This window comes from Bacillus sp. JZ39 (assembly GCF_053903145.1).
In genome coordinates this window covers 3,531,521-3,549,519 of the sequence record NZ_CP096389.1, presented here as the reverse complement: position 1 = coordinate 3,549,519, position 17,999 = coordinate 3,531,521, and the positions used below count along the sequence as shown (strand labels likewise).

Annotated in this window: 17 protein-coding genes and 1 pseudogene; 13 read left to right on the top strand and 5 right to left on the bottom strand. The window is 42.8% G+C overall.

From position 1 onward, the window contains the following. Window positions 1–213 precede the first annotated feature (213 nt). The 5 genes from M1D65_RS18140 (at window position 214) to M1D65_RS18120 (ending at window position 5,953) form a co-directional block, all read left to right on the top strand. Window positions 214–678, top strand: a complete 465-nt coding sequence (locus M1D65_RS18140) for a hypothetical protein (protein WP_072173785.1) — start codon at window positions 214–216, stop codon at window positions 676–678. 183 nt (window positions 679–861) lie between these two features. Then, window positions 862–1,431: a hydrolase gene (locus M1D65_RS18135; RefSeq protein WP_038829842.1), complete on the top strand. Its 570-nt coding sequence runs from the start codon at window positions 862–864 to the stop codon at window positions 1,429–1,431. Beyond that, on the top strand, window positions 1,431–2,789 hold the full coding sequence (locus M1D65_RS18130) for an MFS transporter (protein WP_456270872.1): 1,359 nt from the start codon (window positions 1,431–1,433) through the stop codon (window positions 2,787–2,789). Before M1D65_RS18135 ends, M1D65_RS18130 begins: the two co-directional genes overlap by 1 nt. A gap of 180 nt (window positions 2,790–2,969) precedes the next feature. Then, window positions 2,970–4,442, top strand: a complete 1,473-nt coding sequence (gene pucI, locus M1D65_RS18125; RefSeq protein WP_014481153.1) for an allantoin permease — start codon at window positions 2,970–2,972, stop codon at window positions 4,440–4,442. Between the two features lie 104 nt (window positions 4,443–4,546). Continuing rightward, window positions 4,547–5,953 (top strand): right-handed parallel beta-helix repeat-containing protein, encoded by a 1,407-nt coding sequence (locus M1D65_RS18120; RefSeq protein ID WP_456270674.1) that lies wholly within the window; start codon window positions 4,547–4,549, stop codon window positions 5,951–5,953. Window positions 5,954–6,044: 91 nt separating this feature from the next. Here the strand turns inward: M1D65_RS18120 and M1D65_RS18115 are convergent, their stop codons facing one another. Both M1D65_RS18115 and M1D65_RS18110 read right to left on the bottom strand, forming a co-directional pair. Beyond that, complete coding sequence (locus tag M1D65_RS18115; protein ID WP_003227769.1) at window positions 6,045–7,235, bottom strand: MFS transporter; 1,191 nt, start codon at window positions 7,233–7,235, stop codon at window positions 6,045–6,047. A gap of 21 nt (window positions 7,236–7,256) precedes the next feature. Beyond that, window positions 7,257–7,670 carry a MarR family winged helix-turn-helix transcriptional regulator gene (locus M1D65_RS18110; protein WP_003227771.1) on the bottom strand — a complete coding sequence of 138 codons (414 nt, stop codon included), beginning with the start codon at window positions 7,668–7,670 and terminating at the stop codon, window positions 7,257–7,259. 224 nt (window positions 7,671–7,894) lie between these two features. On the opposite strand from M1D65_RS18110, the gene M1D65_RS18105 reads away from it, so the two are divergent. From M1D65_RS18105 to flhP, 5 genes are all read left to right on the top strand, one after another. Beyond that, window positions 7,895–8,005, top strand: coding sequence for a protein usd (locus M1D65_RS18105; RefSeq protein ID WP_010886628.1), 111 nt, complete (start codon window positions 7,895–7,897; stop codon window positions 8,003–8,005). Window positions 8,006–8,019: 14 nt separating this feature from the next. Further along, entirely contained in the window at window positions 8,020–8,301 is a 282-nt protein-coding gene (spoIIID, locus tag M1D65_RS18100; protein ID WP_003221804.1) for a sporulation transcriptional regulator SpoIIID, read from the top strand. 165 nt (window positions 8,302–8,466) lie between these two features. Further along, entirely contained in the window at window positions 8,467–9,468 is a 1,002-nt protein-coding gene (gene mbl, locus M1D65_RS18095) for a cell shape-determining protein Mbl (RefSeq protein WP_003227776.1), read from the top strand. 162 nt (window positions 9,469–9,630) lie between these two features. Continuing rightward, window positions 9,631–10,443 (top strand): flagellar hook-basal body complex protein FlhO, encoded by an 813-nt coding sequence (gene flhO / locus M1D65_RS18090; protein ID WP_032727034.1) that lies wholly within the window; start codon window positions 9,631–9,633, stop codon window positions 10,441–10,443. Window positions 10,444–10,475: 32 nt separating this feature from the next. Continuing rightward, the gene (gene flhP / locus M1D65_RS18085) at window positions 10,476–11,285 is read left to right on the top strand and encodes a flagellar hook-basal body complex protein FlhP (protein WP_014478212.1); all 810 of its coding nucleotides are present in this window, start codon (window positions 10,476–10,478) and stop codon (window positions 11,283–11,285) included. A 22-nt stretch (window positions 11,286–11,307) separates the two neighbouring features. Here flhP and rapD read toward each other — a convergent pair whose 3' ends face one another. Next, on the bottom strand, window positions 11,308–12,372 hold the full coding sequence (gene rapD / locus M1D65_RS18080; RefSeq protein ID WP_456270673.1) for an aspartate phosphatase RapD: 1,065 nt from the start codon (window positions 12,370–12,372) through the stop codon (window positions 11,308–11,310). Between the two features lie 191 nt (window positions 12,373–12,563). Between rapD and fabZ the strand changes: the two genes are divergently transcribed. Both fabZ and mscL read left to right on the top strand, forming a co-directional pair. Then, the gene (fabZ, locus tag M1D65_RS18075) at window positions 12,564–12,989 is read left to right on the top strand and encodes a 3-hydroxyacyl-ACP dehydratase FabZ (protein WP_003221796.1); all 426 of its coding nucleotides are present in this window, start codon (window positions 12,564–12,566) and stop codon (window positions 12,987–12,989) included. A gap of 72 nt (window positions 12,990–13,061) precedes the next feature. After that, window positions 13,062–13,457 (top strand): large conductance mechanosensitive channel protein MscL, encoded by a 396-nt coding sequence (mscL, locus tag M1D65_RS18070; protein WP_456270672.1) that lies wholly within the window; start codon window positions 13,062–13,064, stop codon window positions 13,455–13,457. Window positions 13,458–13,503: 46 nt separating this feature from the next. Here mscL and M1D65_RS18065 read toward each other — a convergent pair whose 3' ends face one another. Both M1D65_RS18065 and M1D65_RS18060 read right to left on the bottom strand, forming a co-directional pair. Further along, a complete protein-coding gene (locus M1D65_RS18065; protein WP_250625404.1) occupies window positions 13,504–14,475 on the bottom strand; it encodes a histidine kinase in 972 nt (323 codons plus the stop codon). A gap of 225 nt (window positions 14,476–14,700) precedes the next feature. Beyond that, a pseudogene (locus M1D65_RS18060) lies at window positions 14,701–15,966 on the bottom strand (sensor histidine kinase); the annotation flags it as partial. An 806-nt stretch (window positions 15,967–16,772) separates the two neighbouring features. Here M1D65_RS18060 and M1D65_RS18055 point away from each other — a divergent pair. After that, entirely contained in the window at window positions 16,773–17,849 is a 1,077-nt protein-coding gene (locus M1D65_RS18055) for a response regulator (protein WP_015384861.1), read from the top strand. Window positions 17,850–17,999 lie beyond the last annotated feature (150 nt).

The window sequence follows — 17,999 nt, the reverse complement described above, 5'->3', positions numbered from 1 at the left end:
ATGATAAAACATTTTCATGTAAGATTTCCTGACATGGTTTTTAAGGAATGTTATCGAGGGACGGAAAGAAAGGAGAACGGCATTTTTTACGATATAAGACTTTGTATCTATAAAAGAAGCTATTCATATGAGCTGAAAAGGGAATTGACATTAATTAGAATACTATATACTGTATTAAGTGTACTATATCAAATAATACACTGAGGGGGATGTATGATGAAGAAAGGCGGCAGGCTGAGGAAAGCGGTACGCAAGTCGATTCCCGCGACGTTCCGATTGTTTTTAGCCTTTAATTTTTTCGTGTACGGTCTGGCGAAAGTGGTAATTGGCCAGTTTGGCGAGGTGACGCCTGAAATCGAGGCGGCTGCCGGGAAGGGGTTTACGATCGCGTGGACATTTTTCGGTTATTCTCATGTCTATGAACTGTTTATAGGTTTTGGTGAAATCCTGGCAGCTGTTTTATTACTGATTCCGCGAACGGCTGCATTAGGGGCGGTTATTTTTATGCCCATTATTGTGAACATCGTCTTGATTAACTATTGTTTTGATATTGGCGTGCAGGATCTTAGCACGATATTAATGGTTATGTGTCTTATCCTGCTTTGGATGGACCGCCGCAAATTCATGGGCATTTTCAGGCAGGAACCGATAGACAGCAGGCAGGTGATGAAGCGATGACGCCCCTTATGATTACAGTGCTTGCCGGTTTGTTCGTATGCACAACCTGTTACTACTACATAAAAGAAAAATCATGAGAAAACGTTCCTTCTGAGAATTTCACAAGCATCATAAAAGAACTTAGGCAGTGTGAAGAGTAAAATATGCAATGTGAGAAACACTAACAGTATCAGGAGGGAACGTATGATGAATACACTCAACATTGATTTTCAAAAAACAGCATTGGTTATCATTGATTTACAAAAGGGGATTGTGCCGATTGATCAAAGCGGCCAGGTTGTCCCGAACGCGAAAAAGCTCGTAGATGAATTTCGGAAACATAACGGGTTCATCAGCTTTGTAAATGTAGCCTTTCATGATGGAGCGGACGCCCTGAAGCCGCAAACGGATGAGCCTGCGCAGAGAGGTTCAGGGGAAATGCCGGCGGACTGGGCCGAATTTGTTCCCGAAATCGGTGTGCAGGATGGCGATTATACTGTGACAAAACGGCAATGGGGTGCTTTTTTTGGCACAGATTTAGACTTGCAGCTGAGACGTCGCGGCATTGATACGATTGTATTGTGCGGCATCGCAACGAATATCGGGGTGGAAAGCACAGCACGGGAGGCATTTCAGCTTGGCTATCAGCAGATTTTTATTACAGATGCCATGTCCACATTTAGCGATGAAGAGCATGAAGCCACACTGCGCTTTATTTTCCCGAGAATCGGTAAATCGCGGACAACGGAAGAGTTTCTGGAACAAGTGAAATGATGTTATCGAAAAAAAGCCGGGCTGTTTTTTTAACAGCGGTGGCTTCGGGAACAATGCTGAATCCGCTGAACTCGTCTATGATCTCTCTTGCGCTCCATAGCATCCAGCATGAGTTTCGCCTCTCGTTTACAACGGTTTCCTGGCTGATTTCCTCGTTTTACTTGGCGAGTGCCGTAGCGCAGCCCGTAACGGGAAAGCTCGGTGATTTGATTGGGCGGAAACGCTTGTTTTTATTCGGGCTTATTCTTGTTGCGGTTTCTGCCATCGGAGCGCCGTTTGCGCCGACGTTTATGACATTATTGGTCATGCGGCTGTTTCAATCGGTGGGGAGCAGTGCGATTTATCCGTCAGGTGTCGGCTTGATTCGGAATCATATTCATGAGCGCCAAGCTTCAGCCTTGGCTGTACTCTCTATTTTTGCGTCCGCCATGACGGCGCTGGGGCCGACAGTCGGCGGGTTTTTGATTGTATGGGGAGGCTGGCCGGCGATCTTTATCGTTAATTTGCCGTTTATTTTCCTCAGCTTCTTACTGGGCCTGTATATGTTCCCGAAAGATCAGAAAAAAGGGGCAGGAATCAAAACCATTATTCGGCAGCTCGACATTCTTGGAATTGTTTTATTTGCCGGGGGAATCATTTTCCTTCTATCCTTTTTGCTGTCGTTCAGCACGTCGCCGCATGCGGTTGAAGGTGTGCTTGGCTTACTTCTGCTCTGTGCGTTTGTCTGGCGCGAGCTGAAAACGGATAAGCCGTTTATTGATGTCCGTCTGTTTAAAATACAGCGAAACCTGTCAGCCGTGTATGTTCAGTTTATTTTATTGAATGTTTTCTTCTATTGTTTATTTTTTGGTTTGCCAAGTTACTTTCAGGATGAAATGCATCTTTCTGTTCAAACGAGCGGCCTGTTTATGCTGTTTATGTCTGGAATGAGCATCGTTGTGTCACCTCTAACCGGCAAATGGATCGACCGATCTGGTGTCGTCAAGCCGATCTTTGCGGGAGCGCTTTTGATGACGGCTGGAGCCGTGCTCTTAACCATCTTTTTTATCAATGTCCAGACCATCGGTAAAGGCCTCATTCTGTCGCTCCTGGGTATAGGCTACGGACTGGGCAATGTCGCGCTTCAGGCAGCGATGCTGGAAACGAGTCCTTCCAACATGGTAGGAACGACTTCAGGCCTGTTTCAAACCTGCCGTTACCTAGGATCGATTTTGTCTTCGGTGATCCTTGGCATTCTTTTTGGTAAAGAAATCACGGCAGCCCATTTTGATATGATGGGAATCATTATGATTATAGCGGGCGGAGCAAGCCTGTTAATGGCTGTGAGATTTGCTGCATTAATGAAAACTGCATCTTAAGAAAGAGACGGGCTCTGAGGTCTGTCTCTTTTTCTTGTTTAAGCTGTTCAAATACAAACGGGAAAATTGTATATCATAGCCAGTGTTATTGTCTGACTCTTCAGTTATATTAAGTGACATCTAATGTCAAAAAACATAACGTGTGACGACATATAGACAATATGGAAAGGGGAGCCGGCTATGAAATTAAAAGAGAGTCAGCAGCAATCCAACAGGCTGAGCAATGAAGATCTGGTGCCTTTGGGACAGGAAAAACGGACGTGGAAAGCAATGAACTTTGCCTCCATTTGGATGGGATGTATACATAACATACCGACCTACGCGACCGTGGGAGGATTAATTGCGATCGGCCTTTCGCCTTGGCAGGTGCTGGCGATCATTATTACGGCATCACTTATCCTATTTGGCGCTCTTGCCTTAAACGGCCATGCGGGGACAAAATACGGGCTGCCGTTTCCAGTGATCATTCGGGCTTCTTACGGGATATACGGCGCGAATATCCCCGCGCTTCTAAGGGCGTTTACAGCTATCATGTGGCTTGGCATCCAGACATTTGCGGGTAGCACGGCACTGAACATTTTGCTTTTGAATATGTGGCCAGGCTGGGGAGAAATTGGCGGCGAGTGGAACATTCTCGGCATTCACTTGTCCGGTTTGCTTTCCTTTGTATTCTTTTGGGCTATTCATTTACTCGTATTGCATCACGGCATGGAGTCGATTAAACGTTTTGAGGTGTGGGCAGGGCCTTTAGTGTATCTGGTATTTGGCGGCATGGTATGGTGGGCCGTTGATATTGCCGGAGGATTGGGCCCGATATACTCTCAACCAGGAAAGTTTCATACGTTTTCAGAAACATTCTGGCCGTTTGCTGCCGGAGTTACTGGCATCATCGGCATCTGGGCGACGTTGATCTTAAATATACCTGATTTTACACGCTTTGCTGAAACACAAAAAGAGCAAATCAAAGGACAATTTTACGGCTTGCCGGGAACGTTTGCGCTGTTCGCATTCGCAAGTATTACGGTGACCTCCGGCTCGCAGGTCGCGTTCGGAGAGCCGATTTGGGATGTTGTCGATATTTTGGCGCGATTTGATAACCCTTATGTCATCGTTTTGTCCGTGATCACGCTCTGCATCGCCACGATCTCTGTAAATGTCGCGGCGAACATCGTATCGCCCGCTTATGATATAGCGAATGCCCTGCCGAAATATATCAATTTCAAACGTGGCAGCTTTATCACAGCGTTGCTCGCTTTATTTACGGTTCCATGGAAGCTGATGGAGAGCGCGACAAGCGTGTATGCGTTTCTTGGCTTAATAGGCGGCATGCTTGGACCGGTGGCAGGCGTGATGATGGCCGACTATTTTATCATTCGCAAACGTGAGCTCTCGGTAGATGACCTGTATTCCGAAACAGGACGGTATGTGTATTGGAAGGGCTACAATTACCGTGCGTTTGCAGCCACAATGTTAGGGGCGCTGATTTCGCTGATTGGCATGTATGTTCCTGCATTGAAAAGCTTATACGATATTTCTTGGTTTGTAGGTGTGCTAATCTCCTTTCTTTTCTACATTGTTCTGATGCGTGTTCACCCGCCTGCATCATTGGCAATTGAAACGGTTGAACATGCGCAGGTCAGTCAGGCTGAATAAGATCTATTTAGACGGTATATTTTCATATTTTTGAATGGTTTTCCATAAATAGAACATTTATAATGGTTTTAGAAATCTATTCTAAAACGAAATGGGAATCGAAAATGAGAAAATGGTATTTTATTCTTTTGGCGGGTGTTTTAACGGCTGTCATCCTCGCTTTCGTTTACGATAAGACAAAAGCGAATGAGGAAGGATCTGGGGATTATCTGTATGTTTCGCCAAATGGCAGTGATCAAAATGAAGGAACAAAAGAAAAGCCGTTTCGTACATTGGCACACGCATCTGAGAAGGCTGCTGCCGGCACAACTGTCATGATTCGGGAGGGCACGTATCATGAGACCCTTGATGTAAAGCACAGCGGTACGGACGGAAAGCCTATCACATTCCGAAACTATGAAAATGAAAACGTCGTGATTAGCGGTGAATCCGTTACGGACGCTGAATATGAAACACCGCTTATTCGTATTCACGATAAACATGACATTGCCATCAGCGGTTTAACAATTCAAGATCTTTCTGTTTCATCTGAGGAAGCAACTGCTATAGGGATTTATGTATCAGGGTCCAGCAGTCATATCGCCATTAAGGATAATCACATCCGGGGGATTAAGACAACAGCGGATGAAGGAAATGCTCACGGAATCGCAGTTTATGGGACTGGCAGCATGAAAGACATCCGAATCGAGGACAATACAGTTGAGAAACTGACGCTTGGAGCGAGTGAAGCAGTTGTGCTGAACGGTAATATCGACGGCTTCACAGTTGCAGGCAATGTGGTCCGCAACAATAATAACATCGGGATTGATCTAATTGGTTATGAGGGAACCGCGGATAAAAACGATTACGTGCGAAACGGAGTCGTAGAAAACAATACAGTTTATCAAAACTCGACTTACGGCAATCCTGCTTATGGAGATGAATACTCAGCGGGCGGGATTTATGTCGATGGAGGACACGATATCGAAATTAAGAACAACACAGTTTACGATAACGATATTGGGATTGAAGCAACGTCTGAACACAAAGGAAAGTATGCAAATGCCATTCAGATCACTGACAACAAAGTGTACAACAATGCGTACACCGGTATTTCAATCGGAGGATATGACAAAAAGCGGGGCGGCACCAGCAATTCTCTGATTGCCCGCAATATTATGTACCGGAATGACACAAAGGGACTGTATGGCGGACAGCTGCTGCTGCAGTACGATACGAAAAACAACACAATTGAAAAGAATATATTGACCGCCGGTGATTCCAGATTATTTATCGGAAACGATTTTACAGAAAATGAAGGAAATACGGTCAATCATAACGTGTACCACAAGGAAGCGGATCAAGACGGCATATGGATGTGGAAAAAGAAAGAATATGATTCATTCTCTTCGTATCGAAAAGCAACAAAAAACGATCAGCAATCCATTTATGCCGATCCGATGTTTCGTGATGAAGCGTCCTATGATTTTTCGTTAGATCCTGATTCACCTGCGCGGCCTGTCATTGAATAATTGCTATAAGCGGCGTTCTCTCGTTCAACCGAGAGGGACGCCGTTTTTTATATGCAAAAAAGACTGCCGGGATTTCCCGGCAGCCTGAAATTTATTCTGCAATAGACACTTTTCCTTCAGCCTCTGCAGGTTTTTTCTGGCTCCACGTATAGAGAAGCAGAGCAATTAAAACGAACAGCCCCGCTGTTAAATAAATGGCAGAGAAGCCGGCAGATGCTACAAACAATCCGAATACATACGATCCTACAGCAATTCCGCTGTCAAAGAAGGTAAAGAACGTTGCCGTTGCAAAACCGGAGCGGTGAGCCGGAGATTTCTGAATCGCCAATGTTTGCATGCAAGGAACGATTGATCCGTAGCCAAGACCGATAACCGCCCCTGAAAGCAGAAGCATTAAGCCGCTATGTGTGAAGGACAGCATGCAGAGTCCAACAGAGAAAATCAGGATTGATGGATAAATGACAATGCCCGGTCCGACTTTGTCGAACAATTTCCCTGTGAACGGGCGTGCAATCATCATTGTCACCGCAAAGCAAACAAAGAAATATCCGCTGATATCCGAAAGGTCAACTGATTTGGCGAATACAGACAGATATGATGTGACTGTTGAATAACAGAAAGAAATAAACAAACCGACCGTCGCAATTTTGAGTGCGCCCTTTTCAAACATATCCGAGAACGCAAAACGGAATACAGTCGTGCCGCTGTCCTTACTTTGCGGCACTTTTATCAAGAACGAAACAAGTAAGCCCGCAACCATAAACAGCGCAAAGGCTGTAAAGAATACAGGAAAGCTTACCACTCTCATCAAATTCAGACCAAGGAAAGGCCCGATCGCCATAGCGAGGTTCATAGACATGGCAAAGTATCCAAGCCCTTCACCGCGCCGTTTGGCTGGAATAATATCAGCGGCAATTGCACCTGTAACAGTCGTTAAAATGCTGAACCAAATTCCTTGGAAGAACCGCAATCCGAGCAGCAGGGAAAAGTTATGAATCGGCATATACAGAAAAGATGATAGGGCGAAGAGCGCCATTGATACAATCGCCATTCTTTTCTTCCCGAAACGCTCAACGATGGCTCCGGAGAAAGGCCGTGTAATGATCGCAGACAGAAGGAACAGGCTGATTAAAAGCCCGCCTTGTGATTCTGTGCCGCCAAGCTCTTGCAGTGTATAGATCGGCAATACAGTTAAAAATGTATAAAAGAACACAAACACAAATAAATTGACAAGCAGGACCATAATAAAATCCTTGGTCCATATCGCATCCGCTTTTTTCAAATGTATGTCACTTCCTTATTTTCATTGTTGTAAAAACATGCGGAATAAATGAGAAAAAGCTTCTTTATCTTCATCCCGGAAATCTGCAAGCAGCTCTTCCTCGAATTTCAGCATTTTCACATTGATTTCTTCGTATTTTTTCTCGGCTTCTTTTGTGAGGACAACAAGTTTTTCCCGTTTGTCTTCACCTTGCCGTCTCTGAACCCAGCCGTTCTCCTCCAGGCGTTTGATCGTCCGAGTCACAGTCGGCGCTTCCACATTTAAATAGGACCAAATCTCTTTTTGAGTCATTGGTCCGATCGTACGCAAACAATATAAAACTGACCATTGAGATGAATAAAGGCCGAATGGCTCTAGCTGTTCATTGGCTTTCTTGGCAATCAGGCGGGCGCTTTGGTTGATTTGATGAATGAGGTGTCTGTTGACGTAGGACATGTCGGTCTCCTTCTAAAAAACTTACCTAAGTAACTAATTGCTTATTTCATTTTACAGGAGCGATCAATAGTTGTAAAGATGAAAATTTAGTGACGCGAAATAGTTTGCTGAATCTGAAAAAGTTCGTTTCACCCCTTGTCCTTATTGAGTTTTTAGCATATTCCCAAAAGAATGCTAATACACTGTTACAAACCTAACAAAGAGAGTGTTTGAGGTGAGGGATCGTGGGCATATTTCACAAACTTACTTTTAAAACCATACAACGAAGAAGCGGCATAATGAACGACTCTTTACAGAATACGGATCTCATTTCACACTTCTCACATCCATTTTAGGGAGGTCGAGTGGTGTGCACGATTACATCAAAGAGCGAACAATCAAGATAGGGAAGTACATCGTGGAGACAAAGAAAACCGTTCGTGTCATTGCGAAGGAATTTGGTGTTTCCAAAAGTACAGTACACAAGGATTTAACAGAGCGTCTGCCTGAAATTAACCCCGACTTGGCAAACGAAGTGAAAGAAATACTCGATTATCATAAATCCATCAGGCATTTAAGAGGAGGAGAAGCGACAAAGCTCAAATATAAAAAAGATGAAATTCTTGAAGGAGAGCCTGTTCAGCAATCGTAATCACCTGGCATTGCCTTCTTGAAATCGTTCATAAAACATCCGCAAAAATTTGTAAAGAACTTATTGTGCTTCCAACTTTTTTTCTATATTTTATGATAATATATATAATTAGGGCACAATGTGGATATTTACTGTGAAACAGATTTTCAAGGAGGATATAAATAGATGTTTGCAAGGGATATTGGTATTGACCTCGGTACTGCAAATGTACTGATCCATGTTAAAGGTAAAGGAATTGTTCTGAATGAACCTTCCGTTGTTGCACTTGATAAAAACAGCGGCAAAGTGCTGGCGGTTGGCGAAGAGGCAAGACGAATGGTTGGACGTACACCTGGGAATATTGTTGCGATTCGCCCGCTGAAAGACGGAGTTATTGCTGACTTTGAAGTAACAGAAGCAATGCTGAAACATTTTATTAACAAGCTGAATGTAAAAGGCCTGTTCTCAAAGCCGCGCATGCTCATTTGCTGCCCGACGAATATTACATCCGTTGAGCAAAAAGCAATTAAAGAAGCTGCAGAAAAAAGCGGCGGGAAACATGTGTACCTTGAAGAAGAACCTAAAGTTGCCGCTATCGGCGCGGGTATGGAAATATTCCAGCCAAGCGGTAACATGGTTGTAGACATCGGAGGCGGGACGACGGATATCGCGGTTATTTCAATGGGCGATATTGTCACCTCCTCTTCTATTAAAATGGCTGGGGACAAGTTTGACATGGAAATCTTAAATTATATCAAACGCGAGTACAAGCTGCTGATCGGCGAACGTACTGCGGAGGATATTAAGATTAAAGTCGCAACTGTTTTCCCAGACGCACGTCACGAGGAAATTTCCATTCGCGGACGGGACATGGTTTCCGGACTTCCAAGAACAATTACAGTAAACAGTAAAGAAGTTGAAGAAGCCCTTCGTGAATCTGTCGCTGTTATTGTTCAGGCTGCGAAACAAGTGCTCGAAAGAACACCGCCTGAACTTTCTGCTGATATTATTGACCGCGGCGTTATTATTACCGGCGGAGGCGCGCTCTTAAACGGCCTTGACCAGCTGCTTGCTGAAGAGCTGAAGGTACCGGTCCTCGTTGCTGAAAATCCTATGGATTGCGTAGCCATCGGCACAGGTGTCATGCTTGATAATATGGACAAGCTTCCTAAACGCAAACTAAGCTGATTTCACAAACCTCATTCTGAAAAAGAATGAGGTTTTTTTATGAAAAAGCCTTCACGAAAAGATGTTAAATGACGATAATAGGATAAAATACTGAGTTTTTATTATAGAACGAACGTTCCTATATGACAACTGGAAAAAATGCCATTTTTAGAGGTGGGAAATTTGTTAAAAGGATTATATACAGCAACATCCGCAATGATTGCCCAGCAGCGAAGAACGGAAATGCTTTCAAATAATATTGCTAACGCAAATACATCAGGATATAAAGCTGATCAAGGCTCTATGCGCGCGTTCCCTGAGATGCTGCTCAGCAGAATAGAATCAAAATCTCCGGCCGGGACATCAAGGACGGAAATCGGTTCCGTGAATACCGGAGTATATATGCAGGAGCTCAAGCCTCTCTTTACACAGGGAAGCCTGAAGTCCACAGACCAGCCTACAGACATTGCATTGATCGAAAATCAAGTTCCGATGAATGCGGAAACCAATGAAAAAGCTGCTCTTTTTTATCCGGTTCAAACAGCGGATGGAATCCGTTATTCAAAAAGCAGCACATTTTCACTAAATGAAAACAATCAGCTGACGATCAACGGACGCCCTATTTTATCGACGGATCGCCAGCCAATCACTGTTGATAATGAGAATTTCACTGTGTCTGAAAACGGTACTGTGACAACGAACGGACGCACAGCCGGCCAGATTGATGTCAGAATGGCGGAAGATGTCCGCAATCTCAAACGGGACGGAAATGATTTGTACAGCACGGCGGACGGTAATGATCTGCCAAGCGCAGCCGGAAATAATCAGGTAGCCTATTCATTAAAACAAGGCGTCTCAGAGCTTTCAAACGTGGATGTGACAAGCGCCTATACAGAAATGACTGAAGCGTACAGATCGTTTGAGGCGAATCAGAAGGTTATTCAGGCTTACGATAAAAGTATGGATAAAGCAGCAAATGAAATTGGAAAAATTTAAGATAACGGAAGAAAAAACGGGGGACATCAACTATGCTCAGGTCAATGCTAACGGCATCAACAACCTTAAACCAGCTGCAGCAGCAGATTGACACAATCAGCAGCAACCTTTCAAACAGCAACACAACCGGCTATAAGGCAAAAGATACGAATTTTTCTGAGCTTGTCAGACAGCAATTCGATCAGGTTGATGAAAAAAACGAGGAAGTGGCAAAAGCCCGAAAAACGCCGCCCGGCTTGCGCCTTGGCGTTGGAGCGATGATGAATTCACGCCTGGTCTCTGATCAAGGAAGCATTCAGAAGACCGATCGCGATCTGGATATCGCATTTACGTCTCCATACCAGTATCTTCAGGTAAATGTAAATGGAAACCGCCAGTATACGAGGGACGGGGCGCTGTATGTAACGCCGTCCGCTGCGAATGCCAACCAGCTGCAGCTTGTCACTGGAAATGGGTATCCCGTACTTGATGAGAACGGCAATACAGTGAACATCGACAGCTCAATGAAGAATATCACCATCAATAAGAACGGCACCTTAACCGCATCTGACGGAAACGCGGTTCAGCGGTTTAATCTTGGCGTTGTCCAAGTGAATAACCCTCAAGAGCTGAAATCCGAAGGGAATAACCTTTTCTCTATTGATAATGCGGCAGCTTTTGAAGAGCTGAACGGCGCTAATAGACAAAACATCGGCATGCAGCAGGGCTCACTTGAGATGTCCAATGTCGATATTTCAGAACAAATGACAGATTTGATCACGTCCCAGCGTTCATATCAGCTGAACAGCAGAACGATCACAATGGGAGATCAAATGCTCGGTTTAATCAATTCAGTCAGATAATAAGAAAATGGGCGTTTTTCAATCAGCCGCGCATGATAAAAAAAGCGGCTTTTTCGAAATCGTCCTTTTTTTTGTAGTATTCCGTAATATCTTCTAACAGCACTTCTAAATCCACCCACGCCTCGATTTTTTCTAATTCAAGCACATATTCGAGCAACTGCTCATAAGGGTCTTCGGCTGATGTGTAGAGGGCTTCAAGCGTTTTTAATTTTAAATAAATGGTTTGAATGTCTACCTTTTCAGATAATTCTTTTCCTTTTTGAAGGACGGCTTTAGCTTCTGTGATGTTCCCTGTTTTAAAAAGCGCTCTGACAGACTCGTACACACAATGAAGATATGAGACTGGTGAATTCATTTCAAATTCTTGATTCTTTAATACTTTTCTAAAGTAAAGAAGCGCTTCCTGGTCTTTTTTCTCGGTCGCTTTTAAAAAGCCAAGGTTATAATAAGCGTGGCATAGCAGGTTTTCGTCATGTAGTTGCTGGGTTTTCTTAATGATTTCTTTGAAAAGCTGTTCAGCTTTTTCATAGCGTTCTTGATCAATATAATTCACGGCGAGCAAAAGTTTACAGGTGATTACCTTTTTGATATAGCCGAATTGGTGCAAATAGATGTGTAATGCTTTTTTGACGTATTGGATGGAAAGCGGCGGTGATTTCATCAAGTAATAGGCGCCGGCGGTTTGATAATATAAATCAGCGGCTTCAAACGTATTTTGAATGGCGGCCAGGTACTGTTCAGCTTTTTTAAAATGATGTACTGCATGTTTCGGAGCTGTTTTTACCATCTCGTATAACCCAGAGAAAAAATACAGATAATATTTCAATTCATCATCCATTATGTCTTCCAGGCCATATAGGTCATCGAACAATGAATCGAGTCCGTTCTGGTTTTCAAAAAGCAGCTGATGGCGGGCCTGAAACAATTGATAACGCATCCAAAGTCTTGTGTTTTTTTTGATCTTCGGAAGGTGCTGGTCAATTTTCTCTTTCAGTGTGCAAACGTGATTCATTTTGCGTTTGCTCATTGCGGAATACCACTCGTCTAACATGTTTAGCATTCTTTTTTCAATAAACTTCGAAATCATTTTCCTACCTCTTTGCTATTGGTAAAATCTATAATTATCATATCATAACTTTTGACGGCTCTCATTGACAGTTGGTTACATTTTAGCGCGGTTGAAAAAGAGATTAATTCATAATATACTTTTCAAATGTACAGATTGGATCTTTGATGATTGCTATACATACTAATGCAGATGAAGGAGATGTCAAGACAATGCTTGATACTCAGCAAATTAAAGAAATTATTCCTCACCGTTATCCGTTTTTGCTTGTGGATCGGATTACGGAAGTTGAAGAGGGCAAACGGGCAAAAGGCTATAAAAATGTAACCGCTAATGAAGAGTTCTTTAACGGACATTTTCCTCAGTACCCAGTTATGCCCGGCGTATTAATCGTAGAAGCACTCGCTCAAGTCGGAGCTGTTGCGATGTTGATTAAAGAAGAAAACCGCGGCAGACTGGCTTTTTTTGCAGGCATTGATAACTGCCGCTTTAAAAAACAAGTCAAGCCTGGTGACCAGCTTCACCTTGAGGTTGAAATCATTCGTGCCCGCGGCACAATCGGGCGCGGAAAAGGCGTTGCCACAGTTGATGGCGAAGTCGTTTGCGAAGTAGAACTGACTTTTGCCCTCGGAGAATAATTGAAAAAAGGCAAATGGCCAGCGGCACATTTGTCTTTTTTTCTTTACAAATATAGAAAAGCAGGTGATTGTATGTGGAATGAATTTAAAGCCTTTGCCATGCGGGGTAATATCGTAGACCTTGCGATTGGTGTTGTGATAGGCGGCGCTTTCGGAAAGATCGTCACATCTCTAGTAAATGATATCATTATGCCTTTGGTCGGTTTGCTGCTGGGAGGGCTTGACTTTTCAGGCCTGTCGTTTACGTTTGGCGATGCTGTAGTGAGGTATGGCAGCTTTATACAGACGATTGTGAACTTCTTAATTATATCGTTCTCCATTTTTATCGTCATTCGGACTTTGAATGGGTTAAGGCGCAAAAAAGAAGCAGCAGAAGAAGAGGCTGCGGAGGAAGCGGTGGATGCGCAGGAGGAGCTGCTGAAAGAAATCAGAGACCTGCTGAAGCAGCAAGCAAAGTCGCCGGAATAAAAAAGATGCCGTTAGAAACGGCGTCTTTTTTTATCTCAATTTTCGTTTAGGTTCGTTCTGTGTCCTTCAGTTCTTTAGGGCTTCCTGTTGTTTCAGCGAGATGAATGAGCATTGAGACAGAGGTGCCTGCATCCGGAGTGCTGCTGATCATCAACTCGCTTCCGCAAAAATGTTTCAGCCGCTGATTGATATTTTTCAATCCGACGCTGCGATCAAAATCCGTTGATAAGAGATCTATTTGTTTTTCCGGAGTTATCCCGGGACCGTTATCCTCTACTTTGATGTGATACTCATTTTTGCTTTGTTTTTTAGCTGTCAGTTTGATCCATCCTCCGCCTCTTTTCTTGCTGACACCATGAAGAACGGCATTTTCCACCAAGGGCTGAATCATTAAAGGCGGAAGGATAAAGTCAATGTCTTCATCTATATCGAAAAGAACCTCAAGCCGATTACCGAATCGCGTTTTTTCTATAGAAAGATAGGAATTGATAATCGAAAGCTCATGTCTGAAGGAACTGATGGCTGATGTATTTTGAAAGTCAAAACTCATTCTTAAATAGTTAGTAAATTCCTCTGTTACCTCTCGGGCCTTTTCAATATCCAAATGAGTGAGAGAAATAATCGTGTTTAATACATTATAAAGAAAATGAGGCTTGATTTGCGATTGGAGAAATGCCATTTCCATTCTAGTGGCTTGATTTGCTGTATGTTTCATCATGATCAGGTTTTGAATACGCGCCATAAATTCAGAGTAATGATAAGGTTTTTGCAAAATGTCATTCGCTCCGGCATGAAAAGCCTTGTATTTGTCATGGCCGATAATGGCAGCTGTAATGATCAGAACCGGAAGATCAACCATGCTGAATCGTTCGCGAATTTTCATACAGACTTCGAAACCAGTCATATCCGGCATCATCAAGTCCAAAATAACCAAATCAAGCTTCGTGCAAGAGATGATTTCTAATGCTTCCTTTCCGTTCTTCACAGCAATCACATTGTAGGGCACACCTTCAAGCATATCGCTCAGTATTTTTAAACTGTCAATGTTATCATCGACAATCAGGATGGTTGGAGCGTCAATATGCTCAGAGTAATAAGGCGTGCTAAATGAGATATCTGATAGATCTCTCTCGGATTGTAATTCAGGAAGGCGTTTTTTTGTTTCAGATACAGGTTCATTTTGGGCGATCGGCAAGGTGAAATGGAATGTCGAACCTTTTCCTTCTTCCGATTCGACCCAAATGTCTCCGTTATGGAGCTGAACCAGCTGTTTGACAATGCTGAGGCCAAGACCGGCACCATCGTCTTTATTCTTTTCGGCTTGCTGAAAAGACTCAAAGATGGTTTGGCGATCGGCTTCTGAAATGCCGCTTCCTGTATCCGCTACTGTCACTTTGATCATGTTGTCGTTCAGTCTTGAAGCAGAAAGTGTGATTTGGCCCTCTTTTGTATATTTGATTGCATTGTCTACTAAATTGGTTAATATTTGGCGGAAGCGGTTTTCATCTGCGAGCACTAAAGGAAGATCGTCAGGGATATGGTTCATCATATTCAAGTTTTTATGTCTCGATAAAAGATTGTAGAAATTCATTTCCGAACAAACTAAAGTATAAATATCAACAGGAACCGGGTGGATTTGAAGCATGCCCTGCTTTATTTTTTCTAAATCTAGAATGTCATTTACCAGATTGGACAGCCTGTAGCCCATGCGGATGACGAGCTGCATATTTTCTTTCTCTTCTTCTATCGTTCTTTTTCCTTTGCCGGCCAGCAGGGTCTGGCATATATTAATGATGCTGTTCAGCGGTGTTTTGAATTCATGTGATGTTTTGGCAATAAATTCATCCTTTAGCCGGTCAATTCTGAGCAATTTCCACGACAGCACTTCATTTTCACGGAATGCTCCGGCAAATTGCTGCGCCATCAGCAGAACGATCGCCAGTAAAGCGATAACTGTTGGCAGTGAATAAATCGAATTAAAGGAAAAAGCCGTTTTGCCGCTGTAAGCTGAAATGGTGGTTAAAATGACAAAAGCACTCATTGATATAGATGCAATAGTAAGATACAGACTTCCTTCCATTTTGCGGATCGCAGCAATCGTAAAAATATATGTAATATAAACCAGAGTCGAGACGGCTAGCACAGAATGTAAGATGTACGAGGTATGGCCGATAAAACCCACGGTTAAAAAATCTGTGACTAAGACCAGCCCGGAAGAAACAGTGGCAATGCGAATAAAACGCTTTGAAACAATCTCTCTGTAAGCAAAAAAGAGATAGAGAAATACCGCAATGCTGACGAGCACTGTAGAGATTGCCCTCAATGAATTTAGCAGTGAAAATGAAATTGACGGAAAGAGGAGAAATATAATCCGCTCTTTTCCGATCATCAGAATAATGAACGAAAACAGAAGACACATAACAGAAAAAAACAATAAATGTTTATCTTTTTTTCTTTGCAGGAAAAAGCCCAGAAAATATAATCCGGTAATGAAAAAAGCTGTAATCATGATTGTATCATTAAGAAAGGAAATTTTATTTTCCCGAACTATTTGCTCCTGGGTGCCAAAAGTAATTGGCTTTGCGATTCCCCATCCCGGCGTTTTTCCGAAGTTCGAAAATTGTACGACAAGTTCATTGTCACCCTTGTGAAGCGTAAAAAAGCTCGTATATGGGCGGTTTTGTGCCGCAAAATCAGGTTTATTTGAAGGGTTGCCGCTTTGGCCAATGAATTGTCCATTAAAATAGATGCGATTGGCACTGTATATAAACGACGTGCTGATCCCAAAAACCTGATTGTCTTGCTTTGATCTGATGGTCAGCTTATACGTTCCGTAATCCACATTGATACCCTGCTTGGCTAGCTTCACATTGCTGGGGACATCAACGAAGAGAGGATCTTTTCCTTTTGCTGAGGCGATCTCTTTTGGTGACAGAATCTGATTTGGATACAATGTCCATTCTCCGTTCAGCTGTACATTCCCATCCTTTTGAAAATCCCACTTCTCCAGGTTCATGACCCCCTGCCTTGCCGCAGGAAGCGTTGTTCCGGAAAAATGGTCAATGGCAATGAAAACCATAAAAAATGCAGCGTAACCGAAAATAATTGAAGTAAAGATGAATTTTTCTTTCATATTATAGCTCCTTTATTCAAGCAGGCTCATTCTAAATTCCTACCTTTTTATAAATATTGTAAGTGCAAAATTTCAAAAACTACAATAGAAAGAAAAAGAATCCAGATAAAGGGGTTATTTGTCATGATATAATAGAAGTTATTTACTGATATCTCGATTTTACATATAGGGTGGGATGTTTTGTGAAAGCGTTAATTGTTGATGATGAGCACTTGGCATTGCTTCATTTTAAGAAAATGCTTGAACGAACAAACGCCTTTCAATCTATTATGGCGTATCAAGATCCAGTTGAAGCCTTAGAGCATCCTGAGACTCCTGCTGTAGATGCGGTGTTTCTTGATATTGAAATGCCGGGGGTAAACGGCATTGAGCTTGCTGAGGCGATTCAATCGATGAATGAAAACATCCAAGTCGTTTTCATCACGGCTTATAATGAGTTTGCTATCAAAGCGTTTGAGCTAAATGCCATTGATTATTTGCTGAAGCCTGTCATATACAAGCGGCTTGAGACAACTGTTGAACGAATCAAAACGAATAATATGCTCAGACAAAATGCAGAAAATACCGAGGCGCATTTTTCCATCCAATGTTTTGGGAGCTTGCAGTTTCATCAAACCTTAAAGGATGTCAAAACAAGCATTCCAGTCAAGTGGAGAACGTCGAAAGCACGTGAAATATACTTATTTTTGCTTCACAATCAAGGCCATGTGGTCAGTAAAGACATGCTAATCGATCTTTTTTGGCCTCATTACGATGTTTCAAAAGCAAGCACCCAACTTTACTCCACCATTTACCAAATACGAAAATTATTCAGCCAGATCCCTTTCAGCCAAACTATCGAGAAGACTGATACTGGGTATATTCTTCGGCTTTCAGGCGCAAAAATCGATGTTGTCGAATGGGAAAAATCACTAAAAGGGGCGCCACCGCTCAATACGGCTACATTACATCTGCACATGGATATTTTCATGTCCTATCAAAATCATTACCTAATGGAGCACGGTTATCTTTGGGCAGAACCGGAAAAGACGCGTCTTTCCCAGCTTTGGCTTGGAAAGGCTTATGAACTGATCGATTATCATATTCATGAAATGAACGATCATCAAGCGATGGACATTTGCCTGCAAGCCGAGAAAATTGAGCCATGCGATCATAAAATTATGCAATACAAGCTGCAGCTATTCAACAAAAACGGGAAGGTAGAAGAGGCGATAAAAGAATATCAGCGTTACAAACAAATGAAGGATCAAATTAATTAAAGAACTCCAAACCAGTATGTGTCGATTGCCTTTCGATGCACACTGGTTTTTTTGTGCACTTAAAGGGAAGGCCCTCGCCATATGTCTCCTGGGTGAAACTTCAACTCTCTCCAATTCACTTCAATCATACATGATTTCTGAGTTGTACAG

What these genes read in the sequence shown, in the direction of transcription:
- fabZ (WP_003221796.1), top strand. Translation starts at nt 12,564, where the DNA reads ATGCTTGATACTCAGCAAATTAAAGAAATTATTCCTCACCGTTATCCG.
- M1D65_RS18140 (WP_072173785.1), top strand. Translation starts at nt 214, where the DNA reads ATGATGAAGAAAGGCGGCAGGCTGAGGAAAGCGGTACGCAAGTCGATT.
- rapD (WP_456270673.1), bottom strand. Translation starts at nt 12,372, where the DNA reads ATGATTTCGAAGTTTATTGAAAAAAGAATGCTAAACATGTTAGACGAG.
- pucI (WP_014481153.1), top strand. Translation starts at nt 2,970, where the DNA reads ATGAAATTAAAAGAGAGTCAGCAGCAATCCAACAGGCTGAGCAATGAA.
- flhP (WP_014478212.1), top strand. Translation starts at nt 10,476, where the DNA reads ATGCTCAGGTCAATGCTAACGGCATCAACAACCTTAAACCAGCTGCAG.
- mscL (WP_456270672.1), top strand. Translation starts at nt 13,062, where the DNA reads ATGTGGAATGAATTTAAAGCCTTTGCCATGCGGGGTAATATCGTAGAC.
- mbl (WP_003227776.1), top strand. Translation starts at nt 8,467, where the DNA reads ATGTTTGCAAGGGATATTGGTATTGACCTCGGTACTGCAAATGTACTG.
- M1D65_RS18120 (WP_456270674.1), top strand. Translation starts at nt 4,547, where the DNA reads ATGAGAAAATGGTATTTTATTCTTTTGGCGGGTGTTTTAACGGCTGTC.
- M1D65_RS18130 (WP_456270872.1), top strand. Translation starts at nt 1,431, where the DNA reads ATGTTATCGAAAAAAAGCCGGGCTGTTTTTTTAACAGCGGTGGCTTCG.
- M1D65_RS18065 (WP_250625404.1), bottom strand. Translation starts at nt 14,475, where the DNA reads ATGCTTGAAGGTGTGCCCTACAATGTGATTGCTGTGAAGAACGGAAAG.
- M1D65_RS18135 (WP_038829842.1), top strand. Translation starts at nt 862, where the DNA reads ATGATGAATACACTCAACATTGATTTTCAAAAAACAGCATTGGTTATC.
- M1D65_RS18110 (WP_003227771.1), bottom strand. Translation starts at nt 7,670, where the DNA reads ATGTCCTACGTCAACAGACACCTCATTCATCAAATCAACCAAAGCGCC.